Source organism: Shewanella sp. cp20 (assembly GCF_000832025.1).
Classification (GTDB): Bacteria; Pseudomonadota; Gammaproteobacteria; order Enterobacterales; family Shewanellaceae; genus Shewanella.
Map to the genome: position 1 here is coordinate 60,027 of NZ_JPII01000048.1, position 18,747 is coordinate 78,773.

Consider the following 18,747-nt stretch of genomic DNA (forward strand, 5'->3'; position numbering starts at 1 on the left):
TCAAGGGGATTCCCCATCAGATTTTACGTAGCAACGCCTAAAAATTTCATGATTTAAGGTAAAAAGTGACTCTCACTGAAAACTGGGACATAGATTATATGCGGGCATCAATTGGCAGCATTGAGCACAGCCACATTAAACCTAACGTGAATCGAACAGCTCAGAGAAACATAAAACCCGATAACGAAATAATTAGTTATTACCTAGGAGCTCTGGCTACAGTAAGGCATAAGCTAAAGCACTCAACGAGAAACATATCTTTGCTAAATAGCATGAGGAACCCTGTGATATAGTCACCAGATAGAAAGCCACTAAATAGAAAATGCTTCAATGTTGTTGCTTAAAACAAGTAGCGTATTTTCCAGTTAACTCCGAAAGACTTAAATCAACGCACCTTGTGCAAAGGCATCCACTCATCTATGCAGGCAAATATAACTGCGCACAATGTATATTATGTTAAATACGGTTTGCGGGCGATGTAAGTCACCAGCTCACATTATCTCGCCCTGCATCTTTAGCTCTGTATAACGCGGTGTCGGCATCGTGCAGCATCTGAGTAAGGCTCTTATTGGGCTCGAATGCACTGAGTCCACAGCTAAAAGTGATCTGCAGTGAGTCATCGCCTATCTGAAAACGATTCTTTCTAATCGCATCGCAATAGGCTTGTGCAGTGTCTTTAAGGTAGATCTCAAAATCTTTGTCTGCACCAAAGGGTCTATTAACCAGTACGACAAACTCTTCACCGCCCCAGCGCATCAATATATCCTCGGGATCTTGTTGTTGCTTTAATGTCGCGGCGATATGGCGCAGTGCATCGTCGCCGGCCATGTGACCATAGTTATCATTGATCAACTTGAAATAATCAACGTCGATAAGAATGACGCCAAGTTCGCCCTGTTGTTGACTACAGGCATGATGCAAGCGCTCGCCTATGGCGATGCCTTCGCGCCGGTTATAAAACTGGGTCAGATCGTCATAGATGGCATGATGTGTGAGTTGTTCTTCTAATGCCTTTTGCTCAGTGATATCGAAAATCACACCGATCAGGCCGGCCACTTCGCCTCGATTATCATTAAAACTTGTCTTATGAAAACGGACAAAAACCGAGTCACCTTCGAGGGTTTTTATCTGTTTTTCATAGATCTGCACACCGGGGTTATCGAAAAGCGCCTGATCGGCCCTTTGGTAGACTTCGGCGAGGTCATCGTCGAAAAGCTCGTACACGCTCTTCCCGATTAACTCATCCCGGGTAAGCTTGATAAAAGACTCGAATGCCTGGTTACAGCCCAGATATACACCATCCTTATCTTTATAGAAGATAGGCACAGGTAGGGAGTCTAATGTTAGCTGCAACAGATAACTGTCGCTAGCGAGGCACTGGAGTAGATCAGGATGTAAATTGGACGCGTCATACGGCATATCAAGGGTCTCTTCTTATTTAAACTGACATTCCCTGTACCTAACAAGAGTATAGTTGTGTTAACTACGAGTGCTATATTAACAAGTTAGCCTGGCGTTGCGGGATTTAAATTAAATCGGTATTGTGCTCACAAATTGTCAAAATCATCATCATGTCGAGGTTTTGCACCAGGCTGTCACTATTTGTACAGATAATGAGCGAACGAGCCGCTTGATACGCCTAAATGCCTCTTTCAACATAAAAAATGATTGTAAATTGAAAAATGAGCTGCCTACACTGGGCTTAATATTTGTCATATGAGGGCACTCGCCTATGTCAATTTCTCCTCTTGCCAGTGACAAGCTTTATCGTTCTTCTACACTCGCCCTACTCGATCCCAGTATTAAATCGACCAAACAGCTGACGCCGCTAAATGAGATCGTTGGCCAGGAACGGGCCCAACAGGCAGTAGAGTTTGCCATGTCAATGAAAGACAAAGGCTATAACATCTACGCAATCGGCCGAAATGGTCTAGGTAAGCGCACTATGGTGATGCGTTACCTGGACAGGTATGACCCTAACGGTCATCACCAGCTGTTCGACTGGTGTTATGTGGTCAACTTTGACGATGCCCGAACCCCTAAGGTGCTCAAGTTACCTAGAGGTCAGGCCCAGGCCTTCAAGGCAGACATCGAAAATTTGATGAAACGCCTGGTCAAGGCCCTACCCTTAGCCTTTGACAACGAGCTCTACTATTCTCGGGCCGAAAAGTTGAAGGCGCAGTTGGCCGACAAGCAGGAGTCGGCACTGGGTCAGATCACCAAAGAGGCCGCCGCCAAGCAGATCAGCCTGTCTATCAACCCTCAGGGCAGCTACGAGCTGGTCGCCATGAATGGCGAGGAGCCTCACACCGAGTCGAGCTTTGCCGAGCTCAGCGCTAAGGAACAGGCCAAACTCGAGAAAAACATCGGTTCGTTAGAGTCTAAACTGCGAGAGGTGGTGCGTAAGTTCACCGCCTGGGAAGAGAGCTACTCGGATAAACAGCAGAAGCATGACGAGCAGGTAGCCCAGGAAGTGTTGGTGCATCTGCTTGAACCTTTGAAGGAAAGTTATGCTCAATATCCCGAGGTAAAGGCCCACCTTAATGAGATGCACAAAGATATCTTAGATAATCTGGATATCTTCCTCGAGCAAAATGAGGAGCAGATCGCCCTCTCCTACGCCTCATTGGCCAAGAAGATGCCGCGGCGCTACCAGGTCAACGTGCTGGTTAATCATGGCGATATCCCCATGCCGATTGTGATTGAGGAGAGCCCTAACTATCACAACATCTTCGGCTATATCGAAAACGCGACCTATAAGGGCACCATCTTTTCCGATTTCTCCCTGATCCGCCCTGGTAGCCTGCATAAGGCCAATGGCGGTGTGTTGATGATCGACGCCATCAAGGTATTGGAACAGCCCTATGTGTGGGACGGTCTGAAGCGCGCGCTTCGTTCGCGAAAACTCAGCCTGAGCTCCCTCGAGCGCGAGGTGACGCTGTCGGGCACCATCTCACTGGATCCTGAAGCTATCCCGTTAGATGTGAAGATTATTCTTTTTGGTGATTACCAGACCTACCAGTTATTGCAGCACTATGACCCTGAATTTAAAGAGCTATTTAGGGTAACTGCCGATTTTGAAGATGAGATGCCGCGCACAGATGCCTCCGAGGTGCAGTACGCTAAGTTCATCTCCAGTATCATCGTAGGCAACAAGATGCTGCACTGCGATCGCGGCGCGATAAAACGTATCATAGAGTTCAGCGCGCGCCAGGCCGATGCCCAAAACAAGTTGTCGCTACATTCGGCAGATATCGCCAACTTGCTGCGCGAATCTAACTATGTGGCCCGCACCAGTAAGTCGAACATGATACGCGCCGGCCATGTGGAGCAGGCGCTGCATAATCATGAGCTCAGGGTCTGTCGTCTGCGCGACCATGTGATGCAAAGCTTTATCAACGGTACAACCCTTATCGATACGCAAGACAGCGTGGTGGGTCAAATCAACGCTTTATCTGTGGTGGCGACTTCGGATCATCAATTTGGCGCCCCGAGTCGTATCACCGCCAGCGTTTCCCTCGGTGAAGGCGCCGTATTTGATATCGAGCGCAAGGTAGAACTGGGCGGTCAGATCCACTCCAAAGGCGTGATGATCTTGACCGCTTATCTTGCGACTATCTTCGGTCAGACGGACAAGATCCCGCTCACGACTCACCTCACCTTTGAGCAAAACTATTCGGGAGTGGACGGTGATAGTGCCTCTATGGCTGAGCTGTGCGCTATCGTATCCGCCTTTGCCAAGGTACCACTGCGTCAGGATGTTGCCATCACAGGTTCGATGAACCAGTTCGGTCAGGCGCAGCCCATAGGGGGAGTAAACGAGAAGATCGAAGGCTTTTTTGATGTCTGTAAGATAAAGGGACGCCATCAGGGTCAAGGGGTGATCATTCCTCGCATCAATGTGCAAAACCTCATGTTAAGAAGTGATATCGTCGAAGCCGTTAAAAAGGGAGAGTTTGCCATCTGGGCGATCGATCACGTCAATGAAGCGGTTGAGATCTTAACTGGCATCCCGGCCGGTGAGCGCGATTTTGAGTTCGAAGACTATCCGAAAGACAGCCTCTATGCCCTGGCCGATGTCAGATTGCAGAAACTAAGAGATCACGTTAAGCGCACTGAAAAGGCTAAGGTTTAAGGTTTAACGATTAAAGACTAAAGGATTAGAATCCAAATCATTAACCAATAAAAAAGCCGGTACAAGACCGGCTTTTTTATCTGTGCGATTACCGCAATTAGGCAAAGGCTTCTTGCAGTGGCGGAACCACCTGCTTCTTACGGCTAAGGACGCCATCGAGCCAGACACGACCGTTCTCGGTCGCCTTACCATAGGCACGCTCGGTCAGATCGGCATCATCGGATACGACCAACATCTCAGAGCCTTCTTTCATGATGTCGGTGAGCAACAGCAGCACGCTGTGACGGTTGCCTTCGGCCTTAAGTGCCGCGATATCGGCTTCAAGTTCAGCCTTAACCTGATCAAAAACAGACAGGTCGATCACTTCTAATTGGCCAATACCAACCAGGTTACCGTTCATATTGAAGTCTTTAAAGTCGCGCATCACAAGATCGCGAACCGGCGTGCCTTCTACCGCCGACTTAACCTTAAACATCTCCATGCCTAGGGCCTTGTAGTCTTCGATACCCGCGATTTCCGCCAGTGCTTCGACACACTTGATATCGGCCGTGGTGCAAGTTGGCGACTTGAAGATCACCGTATCGCTCAGGATGGCACACATCATGATACCGGCGATGTTTTTTGGGATTTCGACGTTGTAGAAGTCATACATCATCTTGATCACTGTGTTACTACAACCCACAGGGCGGATCCAACACTCAAGTGGTGTAGAAGTCGTCAGGTCGCCCAGCTTGTGGTGATCGACGATACCGACAATGGTCGCCTCGGCGATATCGTCAGGCGCCTGAGTCAGCTCAGAGTGGTCTACGATATAAACCTGCTCACCGGCGTAGTGCTCTTTATACAGCGGGGCTTCAAAACCAAAGCGTTCCAGGATAAAGGCGGTTTCTGGTGATGGCTCACCCAGGCGAGCGGCAATGGCCTCTTCGCCGATTTGGTTCTTCAGGTAAGCCAGTGCAATCGCACCACAAATTGAATCTGAATCTGGGATCTTATGACCCACAACGTACATTGGCATAGTTAACTCTCACAGTAGATTTTGCGGCATTTTATCAAAAGGAAAATCAATTTACATTACTCCCCTGCCTTTAATTGGTTAGACGCTAGTCTAATGCCAGGGTTCAAGATAATTGCGCAGCCTAAATATAGGCCAGATGGCGCCGAATAAGAAAACACTCCATCCTCGCCGAATATCTCTTAGTCATGCTCTCCTATACGGACATGCTGTATAGCACCACCTCGACCTCACCGTCAGGGGTATCTACGCTATCGTTTTTAATATACTGCATGCCAAGCTTGGTCATTATGTTGATCGAGCCCTTGTTGGCCGGATCGGCGATTGCGCTGAAATGCGTAAAGGGTTGCCATTAGACTGAGAGTGTTTTACCAAAGCCTGACAAACGGTCTTAGCCGCTTCTGTGGCGTAGCCCTTACCCCAACTGGCCTGGGTAAAGCGCCAACCCACCTCGAGATCCTCAAGTTTTGGTGTATCGGTATAGAAATCCATCGGCCGCACTAAGATCCAACCGATAAAACTCTCGCTAAGGCTTGTTTTGCTGGCGAGTGTGGTGACCTTCCAAAGCCCCCAGCCGGCATCAAGGTTGGTAAAGCCTTCGATGCGAGGAATAAAATAGTCTTCAATTTCTGCCATGGTCGAAGGCTTGCCGCCATTGATATAGCGCATCACCTCTGGGTCTTGGTTTAGATCGAATAGAAGCTGTGCATCTTCTTTGGTGACCACCTCAAAGCGTAAACGCTCACTGTTTTCAATTTGCATGGGACTCCCTGTTATTATTAGTGCGCTCAACGTCAGTCAGCTGGCTATGATAGCCACTTTAGATAAACCTCAGCAAGCGATACATTCTACAGCTAACGGGAAGAAAGATGAGTGAAGACAGAGGAGTGAATCGAGATGTGTAAAGACTGATGCTTAAAGGCCGATGTGTAAAGACGTATGTGTAACGAGAGTTACGAGAATAGTGGCGCGTCCATGCGCCAGGGAGTTTTTTATACTGTCTTTACAGACTAGAAATCGTAACGGAAACCTAGGCTGACGATAGTGTCATCAAAATCTTGGTATTGCTTCACGTCAAATTGACCAATTTCGGTGTGGATACGAGCAGATTTAGATAGACGGTACTCGGCGCCAACCGCCCACTGTGAGACTTCAGGCACGACCAGGGCCGATTCGCCCAGCGCATCGTACACACGGCCCGCGATTTTGCCCGTACCTGAATCATCGCTACCGTACTGAGCCTTCAACAACAGCTGTTCGATCTGATAGGTGGCGCTAAGAATGTAACCGACACCGTCACGGTCTTGATAATGTGGCTTAGTCGGGTTAGCAAGTTCGGTTTGCTGAATGATGGTGCCTAGCTTTAACTTATCGAATTTCACATGGCCGACTAAACGAGTGGCTTTAATGTCTTCGATGCCGTCGGAATAGGCAACGCCGAGATAGAAGTTACTCGTTTTAAAGAACTTATCCGCATAGGTCACAGCGATTTGATAGTTACCGTTATCTTTACGCAGATCCGAGTCGTTAAAGTAGTTGTCTTCCATCAGGTAACTCACACCCAATTGTAGCTTGTTCCACTTAGGGCTCTTGTATTCCAATGAGTCACCATGGCGCTTATCGCCAGGCATTAGCCGATCATGCTTTAGGCTATAGTTATCAAAGGCATCGGCAAAACCCTTACTCATTTTAAATACGGGATCGATGCGCCCAACCGCTAGTTGCCCCATGCTTGAATGTTTAAAGCCGATAAAAGTAGGACGGGCAGAAAATGGCTTACTCGCTTTATCTTGCTGTGCACCATTCACCCCAACCTCAATCTTGTAAAATAGTGACCAGTCTGTGGTCAGTGCGGTCTGCCCTTTTACCCCGATACGGCTGAAGTTGTTCTCGAGAATAGTCCCACTTTTGCCGCTATGGGTCGCGCTACCGCTGTCGGAATGTGTTACCGAATAATCGAGTCGGCCATAAAAATCGACAAGTTCTTCGGCCATGACTTGAGGGGCGACAAACAGGCTAGTCGCCAATAATGTAAGTGGGAAAGTTTTCATAATCATCATCTCTTTTAGGCTTAGTATTGTTATTTAGCTGCTGGATGCTTGTGCTCGGCGATCACACCATCTAGACGCATCTTTTTATAGAGTTGTTCGGCCTGGTTAAGGTAGATATCCCAAGAGCTAGAGCGTTTGGTGAATCCCGTCGCCGCATAGTTACCGCTATCTCCAGTCGCCGGCAGGTCATTGATGTCAAATAGCGAACCACCGGCTTGTAGGTGCGCATTTAACGCATCGATCATCACGTTAAAACCTATGCGTGCAGGCTCTGAATAGTTGATAGAGTCGTACTTCGATTGGCGATAGAATTTCTTCAGTGAGGCATCCTGAATCTGCGCCTTCTCATCTGCGAAGATCTCGTCAAAATGGGCTTTGACGATCTGCTTTGAGGCTGGGTCTACCACCAGGCGCAACATCGCCGTGATACCTGTCCAGCGGCCTTTTTCGTCAACGAGTTTTTCGGCAAGTTGGTAAAATTTCAGCGTCGTGCCTTCGCCATGAATCTTGTGATGGATCTTTGCCGTCAGTGGGATCATCGACTGTTGAATGCTGTTAGAGGCACCGGCAACGACGTCGATTCCTAAATATTTGAGTCGATTAGGTTCTTTTAACTTGTTGGCTAACTTAGGATCATGATTAGGGTTGGGGTCGAAGGTTAATTTATCTTGTTCAACCATGAGCTTTTCCATGGTCAAGGCAGACTGTACCCAGGCAGTGCCCTTCTTCTTTCCCATCGAAAAGTTATATTCAGACATACGTTTAGGGACGTCTTGATACAGGCGCGTGTAATAGTTTGGTCGGCCGCTCTCGTTAAACTCAGCCAAGATAACGTCGTTTTTATCCTGGCTGTTGGTCACTATGGTCATGCTACCCATGTGACCTTGACGGAATCTCGCCTCCTCGTAGTAATAGTCTCCTACTAGCAGACCTAGCTTAGGCTGAATAGACCATTTGAGCTTGAAATCGTCGCCTTGCTCCTCTTTCGCCCCAACGGACACATATTCGGGTTGCACACCGCTAGCGCGGGGCAGATCATTGACAGCTTTTAGAATGCCGTTAGAGGAGTAAGTGGCGCCTGATACCGCATCTATGCCTTCATGGCCATTGTTAGCAACAATCCTCGGCAGTAGACGCTCCGCATTTAGATAGAGTGACTCTGTCTCCTTGTGAGACTTGGTCTTGATATCGACTATCTTGCCCTGATCGACCTTAACCTCTAATAGGATTTGGCTTTTCTTCCCTTTGGCCTGAACCAGATGAGTGCCGTCAACGTATTTGCCTTGAGTGTGCGAAGAGGCGCATCCAAGGGCAGATAATGTTGCCAACCCAATACTCGATACTATGATTGTTTTTTTTAATTTATTGGACATTGCCATTTTTAATTACCTGTACTGCGAGAAATTACTTGCAAGCATAAGTAATCTAAATTTGGCAACAACTACGGAAAACCGCAGGTTTAAATCTTATTGGTCGTTATTTTGATCTGCTTAACAAAAATAAACATCCTGTTTATATTTCCAAGTGTGACATGATTTATATTGAACGCCAGAATTATTTAAAGAGTTAAATGTGAATGATAAAGCCAGCGCTGCTCGCCAATATTTTTATAATAGCCTGTTTGACGGCTACATCCGCTTTTGCATCGAGTCACGAGGATGTATTCAAACTTGCAAAAGACAAATACTCGTCAGAAATATTAGATAGTTACTACAGCTGTGAAGATAATGCGGTGATCACCTTAGATGACCAGACCGCAAGCCTGACGACATTAAAGTATTTTGGCACCTCTATCACCATCAGCCTTTATCAAGCACCAACTGAGCAGACTCGGGCGAGCCTATGTCGAGCGCTTTCGGTGATCCAGGAGTATCACTATCTCGCATCGGATTATTCTACCTATCCCCATGTCACCAACGTTAAAAGCGTCAATGAGGCACCAGAGCTGAGTCATGAGATCGACCCTCAATTGACTGCGTTAATCGCATCGGCCATCGATTGGCATGAACAGAGTCGAGGACGGTTTAACATCGCGCTGTCGCCGGTGATCGCCTTGTGGCGAGCGCAAAGGTTTGCGTGCGAGAAACAAAAGGATAACTGCTCAATTCCCGGTGAAATGGCACTAAAACAAGCCGCAGCGCATATCGATGTCGATAAGATCCGCCTGGACAGGCAGAGCAACAAGATCCAGCTGGCCGAAGGGATGAGCATAGATCTCGGCGGGATCGCCAAAGGCTGGATGGTAGAGAAGCTCTATGATCAGCTCATACGCGATGGCATGAGCCGGTTCGTTATCAACGCCGGCGGCAACATACGCCACTATGGCCTACACCCAAGCGGGCGCTATTTTAATATCGCTATCGAAGATCCCATCTGTAGGCAGAATCACTATCGCTCATCCAAATGCCAGTCTGAACAAGGCCGTTATCACGAGATCATCGCTGGCAGCGACTTAACAGTCGTCAGCAGTGGTAACTACTTAAAGTACTTTATGGTCGATGGAAAGAAGTTCCATCATATCATAGACCCTAAAACCCTCTACCCAGAGACCGAAGGCATATCTGTGACCGTTGTTTTAAGCGACAATCAAATATATGCCGACGTGATATCAACCATGTTGTTCTTAATGCCTGTCGACGAGGGGCTTGAGTATGTTAATAGTCAGCCATGGATCGAGGCGATTTGGTATATCAATGCTAAAGGAGAAAAAATAAGATCTAGCGACTTTAATCAATATACCGGAAAATTGAAATAAAACAGCCTGGCAAACAGTAGAAGCAAATAGAGAGTGAAATAATGAGACAAATAACAAAGAAAATATAAAAGCCAGCATGTAATACATTGCCAGTCATTAATGATTCGCAAGAGTTATAAATATTGATATAGCGGTTTTCCGCAATAAACGCTCAGATGTGAAACGGATCACTGAGAAGCACTAAAACATTAAGGAATTTCGTCATCATAGGTCATAATTAGTCTAGAGATAATCAATTGATGCCCCTATGACATCTATTTGCGACAGACAGAGAGCTATCGCTAGAAAAAGCGATAGCCGATATTGGTATCAGCACCCAAACGAATCTACAGCTAAGCTATCGGCGCTTAAGTACTTAAAGCGCGCCCAGCTCTTAAGGTTAAGGCACATAAGGCACTTATGGAAAGTATCGATACAGCTGCTCACCTCCTTGTTTAGAGGCCTGTTTATAGGTCTATTTGTAGCTCTGGTAGCAAGCCCAGTACCAAGCGCGTTGGCTAACAGTGATTCGAATCAAGCTGCGACCTTAACGTCTCGCTCATACACTGTGGGCGCGCTTGCCTTTGCGGCACCCGAGATAGTGTATCAGCGCTGGGCACCTACCCTGGCGAGGGTCACAAAGGAGACTGGCATTGCGCTGGAACTTATCCCCCTCAGACCTGATGAGCTGGTTGAACGTGTTTCCAATAACAGCCTAGATTTTATCATAGGCAATGCACTCATCACCGTGGCCTTTAAGAAGGACTATGGCGTCAGCCACCTGTTGACTCTGGTACCGCTAAATCATGCTAATCCAGAGCAGGCCGTTGGCACTGCACTGATTTCGAGAAGCTCACTGGAAATTAATGCCTTAAGCGATCTTGAAGGCTTGAGAGTCATTTCCTCAGACCCAAACGCCTTTGGTGGTTTTCAAATCATAGCCGGAGAAATGATCACGGCGGGAATCGATCCTCTTAACGATCTGCGACAACTTGAGTTTGTCGGCTTTCCACAGGAGAAATTACTCGACTATCTGCGAGAAGATCGCGCCGATGTGGCCATACTCCCCAGCTGCGTGCTTGAATCCGCCATCGCCCAAGGCAAGTTGACCCGCGGTGAGTTGCATGTGCTTCTGCCGCAGTTTCATCCGGGCTTTAGCTGCCAAGCCTCTAGCAGCCTTTATCCTGGCTATGCCTTCTCTAAATTAGGCAAGACAGATCATGAAGTCGCGCGGCAAATTGTGCGGGCCTTACTCGACATTGAGTCCCAAGATCAGCAGGCCATACTTGGGCGTTATCACACTTGGTCTGTGCCGGTTGATGATAGCCAGGTATTTACCCTGCTCCAGCAACTAGACCGTTGGCCCTTCGTCACCAACTGGCAACGATTGGCCGAGGATGCGATCCCCTGGGCCTTGGTGATAGCCATCATCCTGGCACTTGGCTATCTACACCACCTTAGGGTTAAACGGCTGGTGAAAAAACGCACCCAGGCGCTAAGTGATGAGATGACACAACATAAAAACACTCAAAAGAGGCTATTCGAGCAGCAACAACAGTTCTATAGGGCCCAAAGAGTGCTGCTAACCGGTGAGATGGCATCTGGCATCGCCCATGAATTGAATCAGCCGTTGGCGGGTATCCGCTATCTGGCCCAAGGCAGTATCTACCGGCTCTTAGCGCAGCAAACTGAGCTGCAACACGCACTCAGTAAGATATTGCAACAGGTCGATCGTGCCCAAAACACCATTAAACGCTTTCGCCAATTTTGCCAGCAACCCAGCGTCTATCAAGACTGCGATCTAAAGGAGCTCATTCAAGATACACTTAATCTGATGCAACCTGATTTTAAGCGCATCGACCTTAACCCTAAGCTGTTTCTCTGGCCTTTAACCGTGAACCTAGACATCAGCTTAATGCAGCAGGTGTTTGTTAACCTGATCCGCAACGCGTTAGATGCGATGGATGAGACTGACGATCCGCAACTGGCGATAGCCATAACTAACGATAGCGAGAATGCCGTGATAGTCGTGTCCGATAGCGGCACCGGCCTAAGTGAACAGGCATTAGAGCGATTATTTTTCCCCTTCGAGACCTCTAAGGCCAATGGTTTGGGGCTTGGTATGGTGGTTTGCAAACGGATAGTCGAAGAACATGGCGGTAAGATCCGCGCCTTCAACAATCGAGAGGCCTCGAGAACTCAACACTTACCTAAGGAACTTGGCAATGAGTTTCCCAGATTCGCCACAGGGCTCACCTTAGTGATCACTCTGCCTCTTAAGGAAAACGTACATGTGTAATCTCTATCTGGTCGATGACGACCAAGATGTCTTAGATTCTTTAAAGTGGATGCTTGAAGGCATGGGCTACGCCCCCCAAACCTTCACCAATGCCAACAGCTTTCTAACTCAGGTAGATTTGCATCTACCCGGGGTCGCTATCTTGGATATTCAGATGCCGGGTGTCGATGGCATAGAGTTACTGCAGCGAGTCAAGCAGCAAGACAGCCCACTGAGTGTCATCATGCTCACCGGCCACGGCACAATTTCGATGGCCGTACAAGCCTTACAACATGGCGCCATCGACTTCTTAGAAAAACCCGCCGATGGCGACAAACTCCAAGCCTTGATGAAAAAGGCTTCATTGATGAGCCTTGACACCTATCAGCATCAAGAAAAGGCATCGAGCGTGGCACAACGAATCGCCTCCCTGACGCCGAGAGAACAACAAGTCATGCACGCCGTGCTCGCTGGTAAGTTAAATAAGGTCATTGCCGCTGAACTCAACATAGCCCAGCGAACAATTGAACTCCACCGCCAAAAAGTTATGCAGAAGATGCAGGTGAATAATGTCGCCGAGCTCGCGTATTTGATGGCGATAACTAAACCCTAATATTGTTTTCGCCTTTTGAAGAAATCTGTATCCAAAGAGTGTATGAAAAACGCCCTATCATTTATGAGGCGGTTAATCCTTAGCCGTTGTAATGGGAAATGGGCGAACCTGGCTTACATCTTTTTCCCGCTTTAGTTAGTATGGCATGGGCGTCAAAGTCGTGACATTTATCCATAATTTGACACGACGTTGACGTCGCAATAACAACTACTATAAACAATTAGCTTATTCGGGTAGCTCATTAATGTCTTTAAAAACGGCCCTTTCGTCTCTCGCCGTGTGTTCCTGCGCACTCCTTCTCAATGCCCCGGCTTGGGCGCAGTCTTACCAAAACCTAGGCAAAAGTTTTCAGCAAAATTTTCACAAACAACTTAAACAAAACAAGGTACCTGGCGGCGCTTTTGTGATTGTTCAGGGCGAAAACATCATCACCCTGGATACCTACGGGAAACGCCGTCAGGGCAGTGGTAAGAAGGTTAATGCCGATACCGTGTTTCGTCTGGCGTCAGTCTCTAAAACCTTTGCCGGCGCGCTGGCCAGTCAATTGGTGCATGAACATAAACTCAGCTGGCAGCAACCGATCAACCACTATCTTCCGGAATTCTCTCTGGCAGTGCCAACCGACTCAAAAGCGATCACCCTAGGCCATGTGATAGGCCAAAGCACTGGGCTAATGCCAAACAGCTACGATAACCTGGTCAATGCCAACGTTAAGTTAAACAAGATCATTCCTAAATTTGCCGAGCTCACGCCCATCTGTCCCCCTGGCGTCTGCTACAGTTATCAAAATGTCGCCTTCTCCTTTATTGGGCAGGCGATAGAACAGGAAAGTGGCCAGTCCTATGAGCAATTAATCGAGAAGCGCATCTTTGCACCGCTTTCGATGAAGACAGCCTCAATTGGCTATGAAGCCTTTACCCACACCCCCAACCGCGCCGAGCCGCACATCAAGACCAAACATGGCTTTAAACAGGTTAAGGTAAAACCTAATTACTATCAGCTGGCACCAGCCGCTGGGGTCAATGCCAGTATCAAGGATATGGCCAAGTGGCTGATGGCCAACATGGGACACCAGCCTATGGTGTTGTCACCGAGAATAATCGAAGATATCACCACGCCAGGGGTTCGCACCACTAAGGAGCTTCGCCGCCGCGATTGGAAGCCCTATCTTGACGATGCCCATTATGGCAAGGGCTGGCGCATCTACCAGTTTAATGGTCATCGCCTCATCTATCACGCCGGTTGGGTCGCGGGTTATGTCACCGAGGTGGCCTACTCACCCGAGCTGGACCTTGGCATTGCCATCTTGCTCAACGGCGAATCCCGAGTCATCAGTTCGCTGGGCGCCGAGTTCTGGCGTCAGGTATTTGCCAAGGATCACGGTTAACTTGTAAAAAGCTTAGGGGTAATGTTTAGCAACGAAAAATTTGCTCGTCTAAGCCATTAAATAAGCGATTAAATAAGCGATTAAATTAGCAGCTAAATAAGCGACTAACTATGGTTTAAGATGGCGCTTGCATTACCCATTAATGTATTAGAAATTAATGCGTTAGACATTATTGCGTTAAACATCGATAACAATAAGGAAACCCTATGACGCCGCAACGCCCCAATTACGCTTATCCACAGAGCGAGTCTCTAACCTTAGGCCTGCCACTAACTAAGCCTCTACTTTTTGCTAAACAACTTAGCAAGCTCGCGCTGGCCTTTGCCGTGTTGTTACCAAGCTACGCCCAGGCCCAAGATACTCTGCTGCTGGCCAAGGGTTATGTGGATGTCGTCAAGGGAAAGACCATTGAAGATGCGGCGATACTGGTGCGAGACAATCAAATCGTCTCAGTCGGCCATCAAGCCAGTGTCCCAAAGCAAGATGGTTATCGCGTGATAAATCTTAAAGATAAATACCTGCTACCTGGGGTTATGGATATGCATGTTCATCTCTCCAGTGATGCCGAAGATAACTTTCTCGAATCGATGAACTACTCCATTCCAAGACAGACGGTGAAAGCGGTTAAAAACGCCCGTAATACGCTTATGGCCGGCTTTACCACCGTGCGTGATCTCGGCGCGTCAGGCTACTCTGTTATTGCGACCCGTGATGCCATAGCTGCCGGCGAGATCCCAGGGCCCAGGATCTGGGCGGTAGGCCATGCCCTGAGTATCACAGGGGGCCACTGTGACGATAACTTTGCCGCGCCCGAGATGCACAGCGTAGCCGGCGGTGTCGCCGACGGTCCCTGGGCCGTCAGACAGAAGGTGCGTGAAAACATCAAATATGGCGCCAATGCCATTAAGGTTTGCGTAACCGGTGGTGTATTTTCCAAGGGAACCAAAGTCGGCGTGCAGCAATATAGCGAGCAGGAACTGGCCGCCGCGGCCGATGAGGCCCATCGACGCGGCTTAGTCATCGCCGCCCATGCCCATGGTACCAGCGGCATCAAGGCGGCTATCCGCGCCGGTATCGATAGCATAGAGCATTGCAGCTTCATGGATGAGGAAGCGATCAAGATGGCGGTTAAGGCCGGCACTTACCTCTCCTGTGATATCTACAATACCGAATACACGCTGGCCTTTGGCCAGGAAAATGGGGTGCCAGAGGAAAATATCGAAAAAGAGAAGCAGGTCTCTAAGGCGCAGCGTGACAGCTTTAGACGCGCTACCCTAGCCGGTGCCAAGATGGTGTTTGGCTCAGACGCGGCCATCTATCCCCATGGCGACAACGGTAAACAGTTCTCCCGCATGGTGACCTTTGGCATGACGCCAGCCCAGGCGTTGCAAGCGGCAACCATCAACAGCGCGGCGTTGATCCAGCAACAAGATAGCCTCGGACAGCTAAAACCTGGCTTCTATGCCGACATTATCGCCGTCGATGGCGATCCATTGACGGATATCTCGGTGATGGAACGGGTGAGTTTCGTCATGAAGGATGGGGTGATCTACAAAGACTAGCCAGCGATTAATGGTCTATTTAACGGCCATCATTTGAAGTTATCTGTCGTGCTCAGAGGAGGAGGACTCTGAGCGCGAGGTAGCGATTGTTACAGAGGAAAAACAACGTTTGAAACCAGCCTTGGGCTATCGCCTAAGGCGCTTATCCCCTACTCTTGTCTAGGAGCTTTATCTAGGAGCCTTATCTAGGAGTGTGCTCTAAGTGCTTTCTAGGTATTAGGCAAGGCGCGTGACACCCAGCTCTCCCCAACTCTGGCAGAAGGCCCAGCGATTTTGTTTGCAAAAATAGATGGCTTGATACCGGTTGTAGCTCACTGTATCAAATGCGCTAGCATCCCGAGATACGGTAGCCGATTCATTAACCTGCGTGCTTGCTGATAAGCTGCCGAGTAACAATAAGAAGCCGCCGAACGCTAAGCCATGCAAACTCATGGGTAAAGGTTTACGCAAGTATCTATGCAATCGTCTATTTAACATAGCCACTCCTTATTTTGTCCTATGCCCGACGCTCTTCTAATTGGCCCCTAACGAAAAGCAGGTACAAATACAAGGCATTTAAAGTGAAGGCCCTTATTTCACTATATGAAAATATTCACCGCGGCGCAAAACCTTGGGAAGGAGTGAACAGCTCCCATGTGTGCTCTGCGTCGGCTAACAGACCTAGATGCAAGGCGTGGTTCGCGGCAAATGGCCCAAGTCCTCTGCAAGCAGCACAACACCGCAGATTGGCCCCTTACTTTAAGCTTGCGAGAAATTCGGCCTTTAGACTGTCTAATGGCGCGAGATCCTTAGGGCTCTTGCGACTACGGCTATAGAGTGAGGATTCGATAAAAAGTGAAAACCAGGCCGAAAGACTGGCCGCATTATCTGGCTCTGCAGCGGCGCTAAGCACCAGACTGGCCACCTCGGCGGTACCGAGCTGAAAGTCGCGACTCCCCTTACGCAGGCCATAACGGGCGGCGGCATCCGGTGCAAACGAGAGCATAGGTAGATCCTGTAGATAGTAACTCTTGTTAAACATCTTAATCGCCTCGCGCCAGCTACCGTCGAGCAGCACAAACAGGGGACGCTTGGTATCTGTGTCTAAACGCGCTTTCAGCGCACTATCTGGCACCACGACTTGAGAAGGCATGGCATACTCGCTAGGAAACACCAAGTAAGGCTGATATTCGGGTGAGTTAAGTAATGCCAACAGCCGGCGATTGGTTCGAGTGCGATCCCAGATATAGGCATGGGTATCGGGGATCAGATCGGCTATTAGGCGCCCTGAATTACTCGGCTTTAACACCTCATCGTCATACATCACCAGCAGAAAGCTCACCTGAGATTCTAGCAGTGTACGCGTTTCACAGGTGCAGTAGCGTGTCGCCAGCAAACAGGCATCACAGCGCTCCAGGTTCTTACCGCGGGCATTATAGGGCCGGGTAGAGATTGCCTTACGATATTGGTAGCGCTGATGCACCGCATGGGGAGGAAGTGTCATTGAGTAACCTATTAATAACTTGAGCCTTACGTGTGATGGTTTACCTGGTTAAGTATAACGCCCGCAAAGCCAATTAAATCGCAATCGTGAAAAAGGCGAACCATAATGTTCGCCCTTTTCATTTATCATCCGAACTTGCTAGCTAAAGGTATCATCCTAGCTATCTTTTGCGTCATAAGATGCGGCGCAGCAGAAAATCGGCTCTTAACCGTCTGATACGGTTCATGATCTTACGTACCGGCTTAGGATAGTTGTTCAAGGTATCTATCTGGCTGTAATGATAGAGTCGCTCGGTATGCTCGAGGATATGCGCCTGTTCCTGTTTAAACTGCTCGGTCCAGGCTTGGGTTTCATCTTGCAGCAACAAGCCATTCTCGAGATCCAAGGCCCACGCCCTAGGATTGAGGTTTGAGCCTGTGATCAGATGAAGACGATCATCGGCGCTTATCCCCTTGAGGTGATAGCTATTACGATCATGCTTCCAAAGATGGATATTGAGTAGCCCTGCATCGATAGCCCATTGCTGACGCTTGGCAAACTTACGCAGCGACTGTTCATACATATAAGGCAAGGCGCCTATGGTCGAGAAGGTCTCTTCCGGCGGAATGTAGAAATCGTTTGCCGTCTTATCACCCACCACGATATCGATGCGCTTACCTTTTCTCAGGTGCTTGGCCAAGGCTCTGGAGAGGATATAAGGCGGATTAAAATAGGGCGTACAGATAAACAGTGAGCGCTTAGACTGAGATACCAGATCGATCACTAGCTTGTTTAACTTATTCTTCTTACGGCCTAAGCCAACCACAGGCGTAATGCGATTACCCGACTTGGTTGCAGAAAAACGGTACTTTGCCTTAGCCAGACGCTGCTTCAGGCTACGCACGTCGTTCTTCTCGGGCAGCTTCTCGGTAGCCTTGTCCTGGGTCAACGAGGTCACGGCTCTGTCGCTGGCGATATACTCCATCACCATGTTGCGCATCGACTCTGCCAACGGCTTAGATTCGATCACATGATAACGGTCGAAGCGATACTTCTTACCCTGGTGCAGATAGATGTTGTTCAGGCTGGCACCGCTGTAGATCACCGTATCATCTATGATGAAGCCTTTCAGGTGAAGCACGCCCATAAATTCACGGGACTTTACCGGCACACCAAGGATATTGATCGGATGCTCGGCGGCGTTAACCACCTTTTGATACATGAGATAGTTGCCACTGTCACCCTTATGACCGATAAGGCCACGTCTGGCGCGGTGGAAGTCCACCAAAATGGTGACATCCAGCTCGGGTCTTGCCGCCTTGGCCGCCATCAAGGCAGCCAATACTTCCCTGCCCGCTTCATCATCTTCGAGATAGAGTGCGGCAAGGGTGATCGCCCGTTTGGCGTTTGCAATCTGTTTGAGTAGTTCGGCTTTTAGCGCCGCAGGCGTCAGCAACCAACGTATGGCGTCGGCGGGTAACGCAATTCCACCTAGCTTATCCAGCAAGGT

The 18,747-nt window shown here is 48.7% G+C and carries 14 protein-coding genes; 6 read left to right on the plus strand and 8 right to left on the minus strand.

The features are described 5' to 3' along the window. Window positions 1-483: 483 nt before the first annotated feature. Complete coding sequence (locus tag DB48_RS16240; RefSeq protein ID WP_235375428.1) at window positions 484-1,353, minus strand: GGDEF domain-containing protein; 870 nt, start codon at window positions 1,351-1,353, stop codon at window positions 484-486. A 379-nt stretch (window positions 1,354-1,732) separates the two neighbouring features. Between DB48_RS16240 and DB48_RS16245 the strand changes: the two genes are divergently transcribed. Then, the gene (locus tag DB48_RS16245) at window positions 1,733-4,135 is read left to right on the plus strand and encodes a Lon protease family protein (RefSeq protein ID WP_041511259.1); all 2,403 of its coding nucleotides are present in this window, start codon (window positions 1,733-1,735) and stop codon (window positions 4,133-4,135) included. 97 nt (window positions 4,136-4,232) lie between these two features. Here the strand turns inward: DB48_RS16245 and DB48_RS16250 are convergent, their stop codons facing one another. From DB48_RS16250 to DB48_RS16265, 4 genes are all read right to left on the minus strand, one after another. Then, window positions 4,233-5,153 (minus strand): manganese-dependent inorganic pyrophosphatase, encoded by a 921-nt coding sequence (locus DB48_RS16250; protein ID WP_011865773.1) that lies wholly within the window; start codon window positions 5,151-5,153, stop codon window positions 4,233-4,235. Window positions 5,154-5,438: 285 nt separating this feature from the next. Then, window positions 5,439-5,912: a GNAT family N-acetyltransferase gene (locus DB48_RS16255; RefSeq protein ID WP_052813832.1), complete on the minus strand. Its 474-nt coding sequence runs from the start codon at window positions 5,910-5,912 to the stop codon at window positions 5,439-5,441. Window positions 5,913-6,160: 248 nt separating this feature from the next. Further along, window positions 6,161-7,201, minus strand: a complete 1,041-nt coding sequence (locus DB48_RS16260) for a porin (RefSeq protein ID WP_041511260.1) — start codon at window positions 7,199-7,201, stop codon at window positions 6,161-6,163. Between the two features lie 29 nt (window positions 7,202-7,230). Next, window positions 7,231-8,580, minus strand: a complete 1,350-nt coding sequence (locus DB48_RS16265) for an FMN-binding protein (protein WP_041511261.1) — start codon at window positions 8,578-8,580, stop codon at window positions 7,231-7,233. A gap of 353 nt (window positions 8,581-8,933) precedes the next feature. Between DB48_RS16265 and DB48_RS16270 the strand changes: the two genes are divergently transcribed. The 5 genes from DB48_RS16270 (at window position 8,934) to DB48_RS16290 (ending at window position 15,775) form a co-directional block, all read left to right on the plus strand. Continuing rightward, complete coding sequence (locus DB48_RS16270) at window positions 8,934-9,956, plus strand: FAD:protein FMN transferase (protein ID WP_235375429.1); 1,023 nt, start codon at window positions 8,934-8,936, stop codon at window positions 9,954-9,956. 493 nt (window positions 9,957-10,449) lie between these two features. Beyond that, entirely contained in the window at window positions 10,450-12,234 is a 1,785-nt protein-coding gene (locus DB48_RS16275; protein ID WP_235375430.1) for a sensor histidine kinase, read from the plus strand. Beyond that, complete coding sequence (locus DB48_RS16280; RefSeq protein ID WP_041511264.1) at window positions 12,227-12,826, plus strand: response regulator transcription factor; 600 nt, start codon at window positions 12,227-12,229, stop codon at window positions 12,824-12,826. The genes DB48_RS16275 and DB48_RS16280 overlap by 8 nt, the downstream gene beginning before the upstream one ends. Window positions 12,827-13,229: 403 nt before the next feature. Then, a complete protein-coding gene (locus DB48_RS16285; protein ID WP_443018672.1) occupies window positions 13,230-14,213 on the plus strand; it encodes a serine hydrolase domain-containing protein in 984 nt (327 codons plus the stop codon). 362 nt (window positions 14,214-14,575) lie between these two features. Then, window positions 14,576-15,775 carry a Xaa-Pro dipeptidase gene (locus tag DB48_RS16290; protein ID WP_152619191.1) on the plus strand — a complete coding sequence of 400 codons (1,200 nt, stop codon included), beginning with the start codon at window positions 14,576-14,578 and terminating at the stop codon, window positions 15,773-15,775. Between the two features lie 216 nt (window positions 15,776-15,991). Here DB48_RS16290 and DB48_RS20155 read toward each other — a convergent pair whose 3' ends face one another. From DB48_RS20155 to pssA, 3 genes are all read right to left on the minus strand, one after another. After that, window positions 15,992-16,252, minus strand: coding sequence for a hypothetical protein (locus DB48_RS20155; protein ID WP_152619185.1), 261 nt, complete (start codon window positions 16,250-16,252; stop codon window positions 15,992-15,994). Between the two features lie 256 nt (window positions 16,253-16,508). After that, complete coding sequence (locus tag DB48_RS16295; RefSeq protein ID WP_041511266.1) at window positions 16,509-17,258, minus strand: tRNA-uridine aminocarboxypropyltransferase; 750 nt, start codon at window positions 17,256-17,258, stop codon at window positions 16,509-16,511. A gap of 172 nt (window positions 17,259-17,430) precedes the next feature. Next, a complete protein-coding gene (pssA, locus tag DB48_RS16300) occupies window positions 17,431-18,744 on the minus strand; it encodes a CDP-diacylglycerol--serine O-phosphatidyltransferase (protein WP_041511267.1) in 1,314 nt (437 codons plus the stop codon). Between the last annotated feature and the right edge of the window lie 3 nt (window positions 18,745-18,747).

Excerpts from the sequence above, each read along its gene's own strand:
- DB48_RS16245 (WP_041511259.1), top strand. The coding sequence starts at position 1,733 with ATGTCAATTTCTCCTCTTGCCAGTGACAAGCTTTATCGTTCTTCTACA.
- DB48_RS16250 (WP_011865773.1), bottom strand. The coding sequence starts at position 5,153 with ATGCCAATGTACGTTGTGGGTCATAAGATCCCAGATTCAGATTCAATT.
- DB48_RS16255 (WP_052813832.1), bottom strand. The coding sequence starts at position 5,912 with ATGCAAATTGAAAACAGTGAGCGTTTACGCTTTGAGGTGGTCACCAAA.
- DB48_RS16260 (WP_041511260.1), bottom strand. The coding sequence starts at position 7,201 with ATGAAAACTTTCCCACTTACATTATTGGCGACTAGCCTGTTTGTCGCC.
- DB48_RS16265 (WP_041511261.1), bottom strand. The coding sequence starts at position 8,580 with ATGGCAATGTCCAATAAATTAAAAAAAACAATCATAGTATCGAGTATT.
- DB48_RS16280 (WP_041511264.1), top strand. The coding sequence starts at position 12,227 with ATGTGTAATCTCTATCTGGTCGATGACGACCAAGATGTCTTAGATTCT.
- DB48_RS20155 (WP_152619185.1), bottom strand. The coding sequence starts at position 16,252 with ATGTTAAATAGACGATTGCATAGATACTTGCGTAAACCTTTACCCATG.
- DB48_RS16295 (WP_041511266.1), bottom strand. The coding sequence starts at position 17,258 with ATGACACTTCCTCCCCATGCGGTGCATCAGCGCTACCAATATCGTAAG.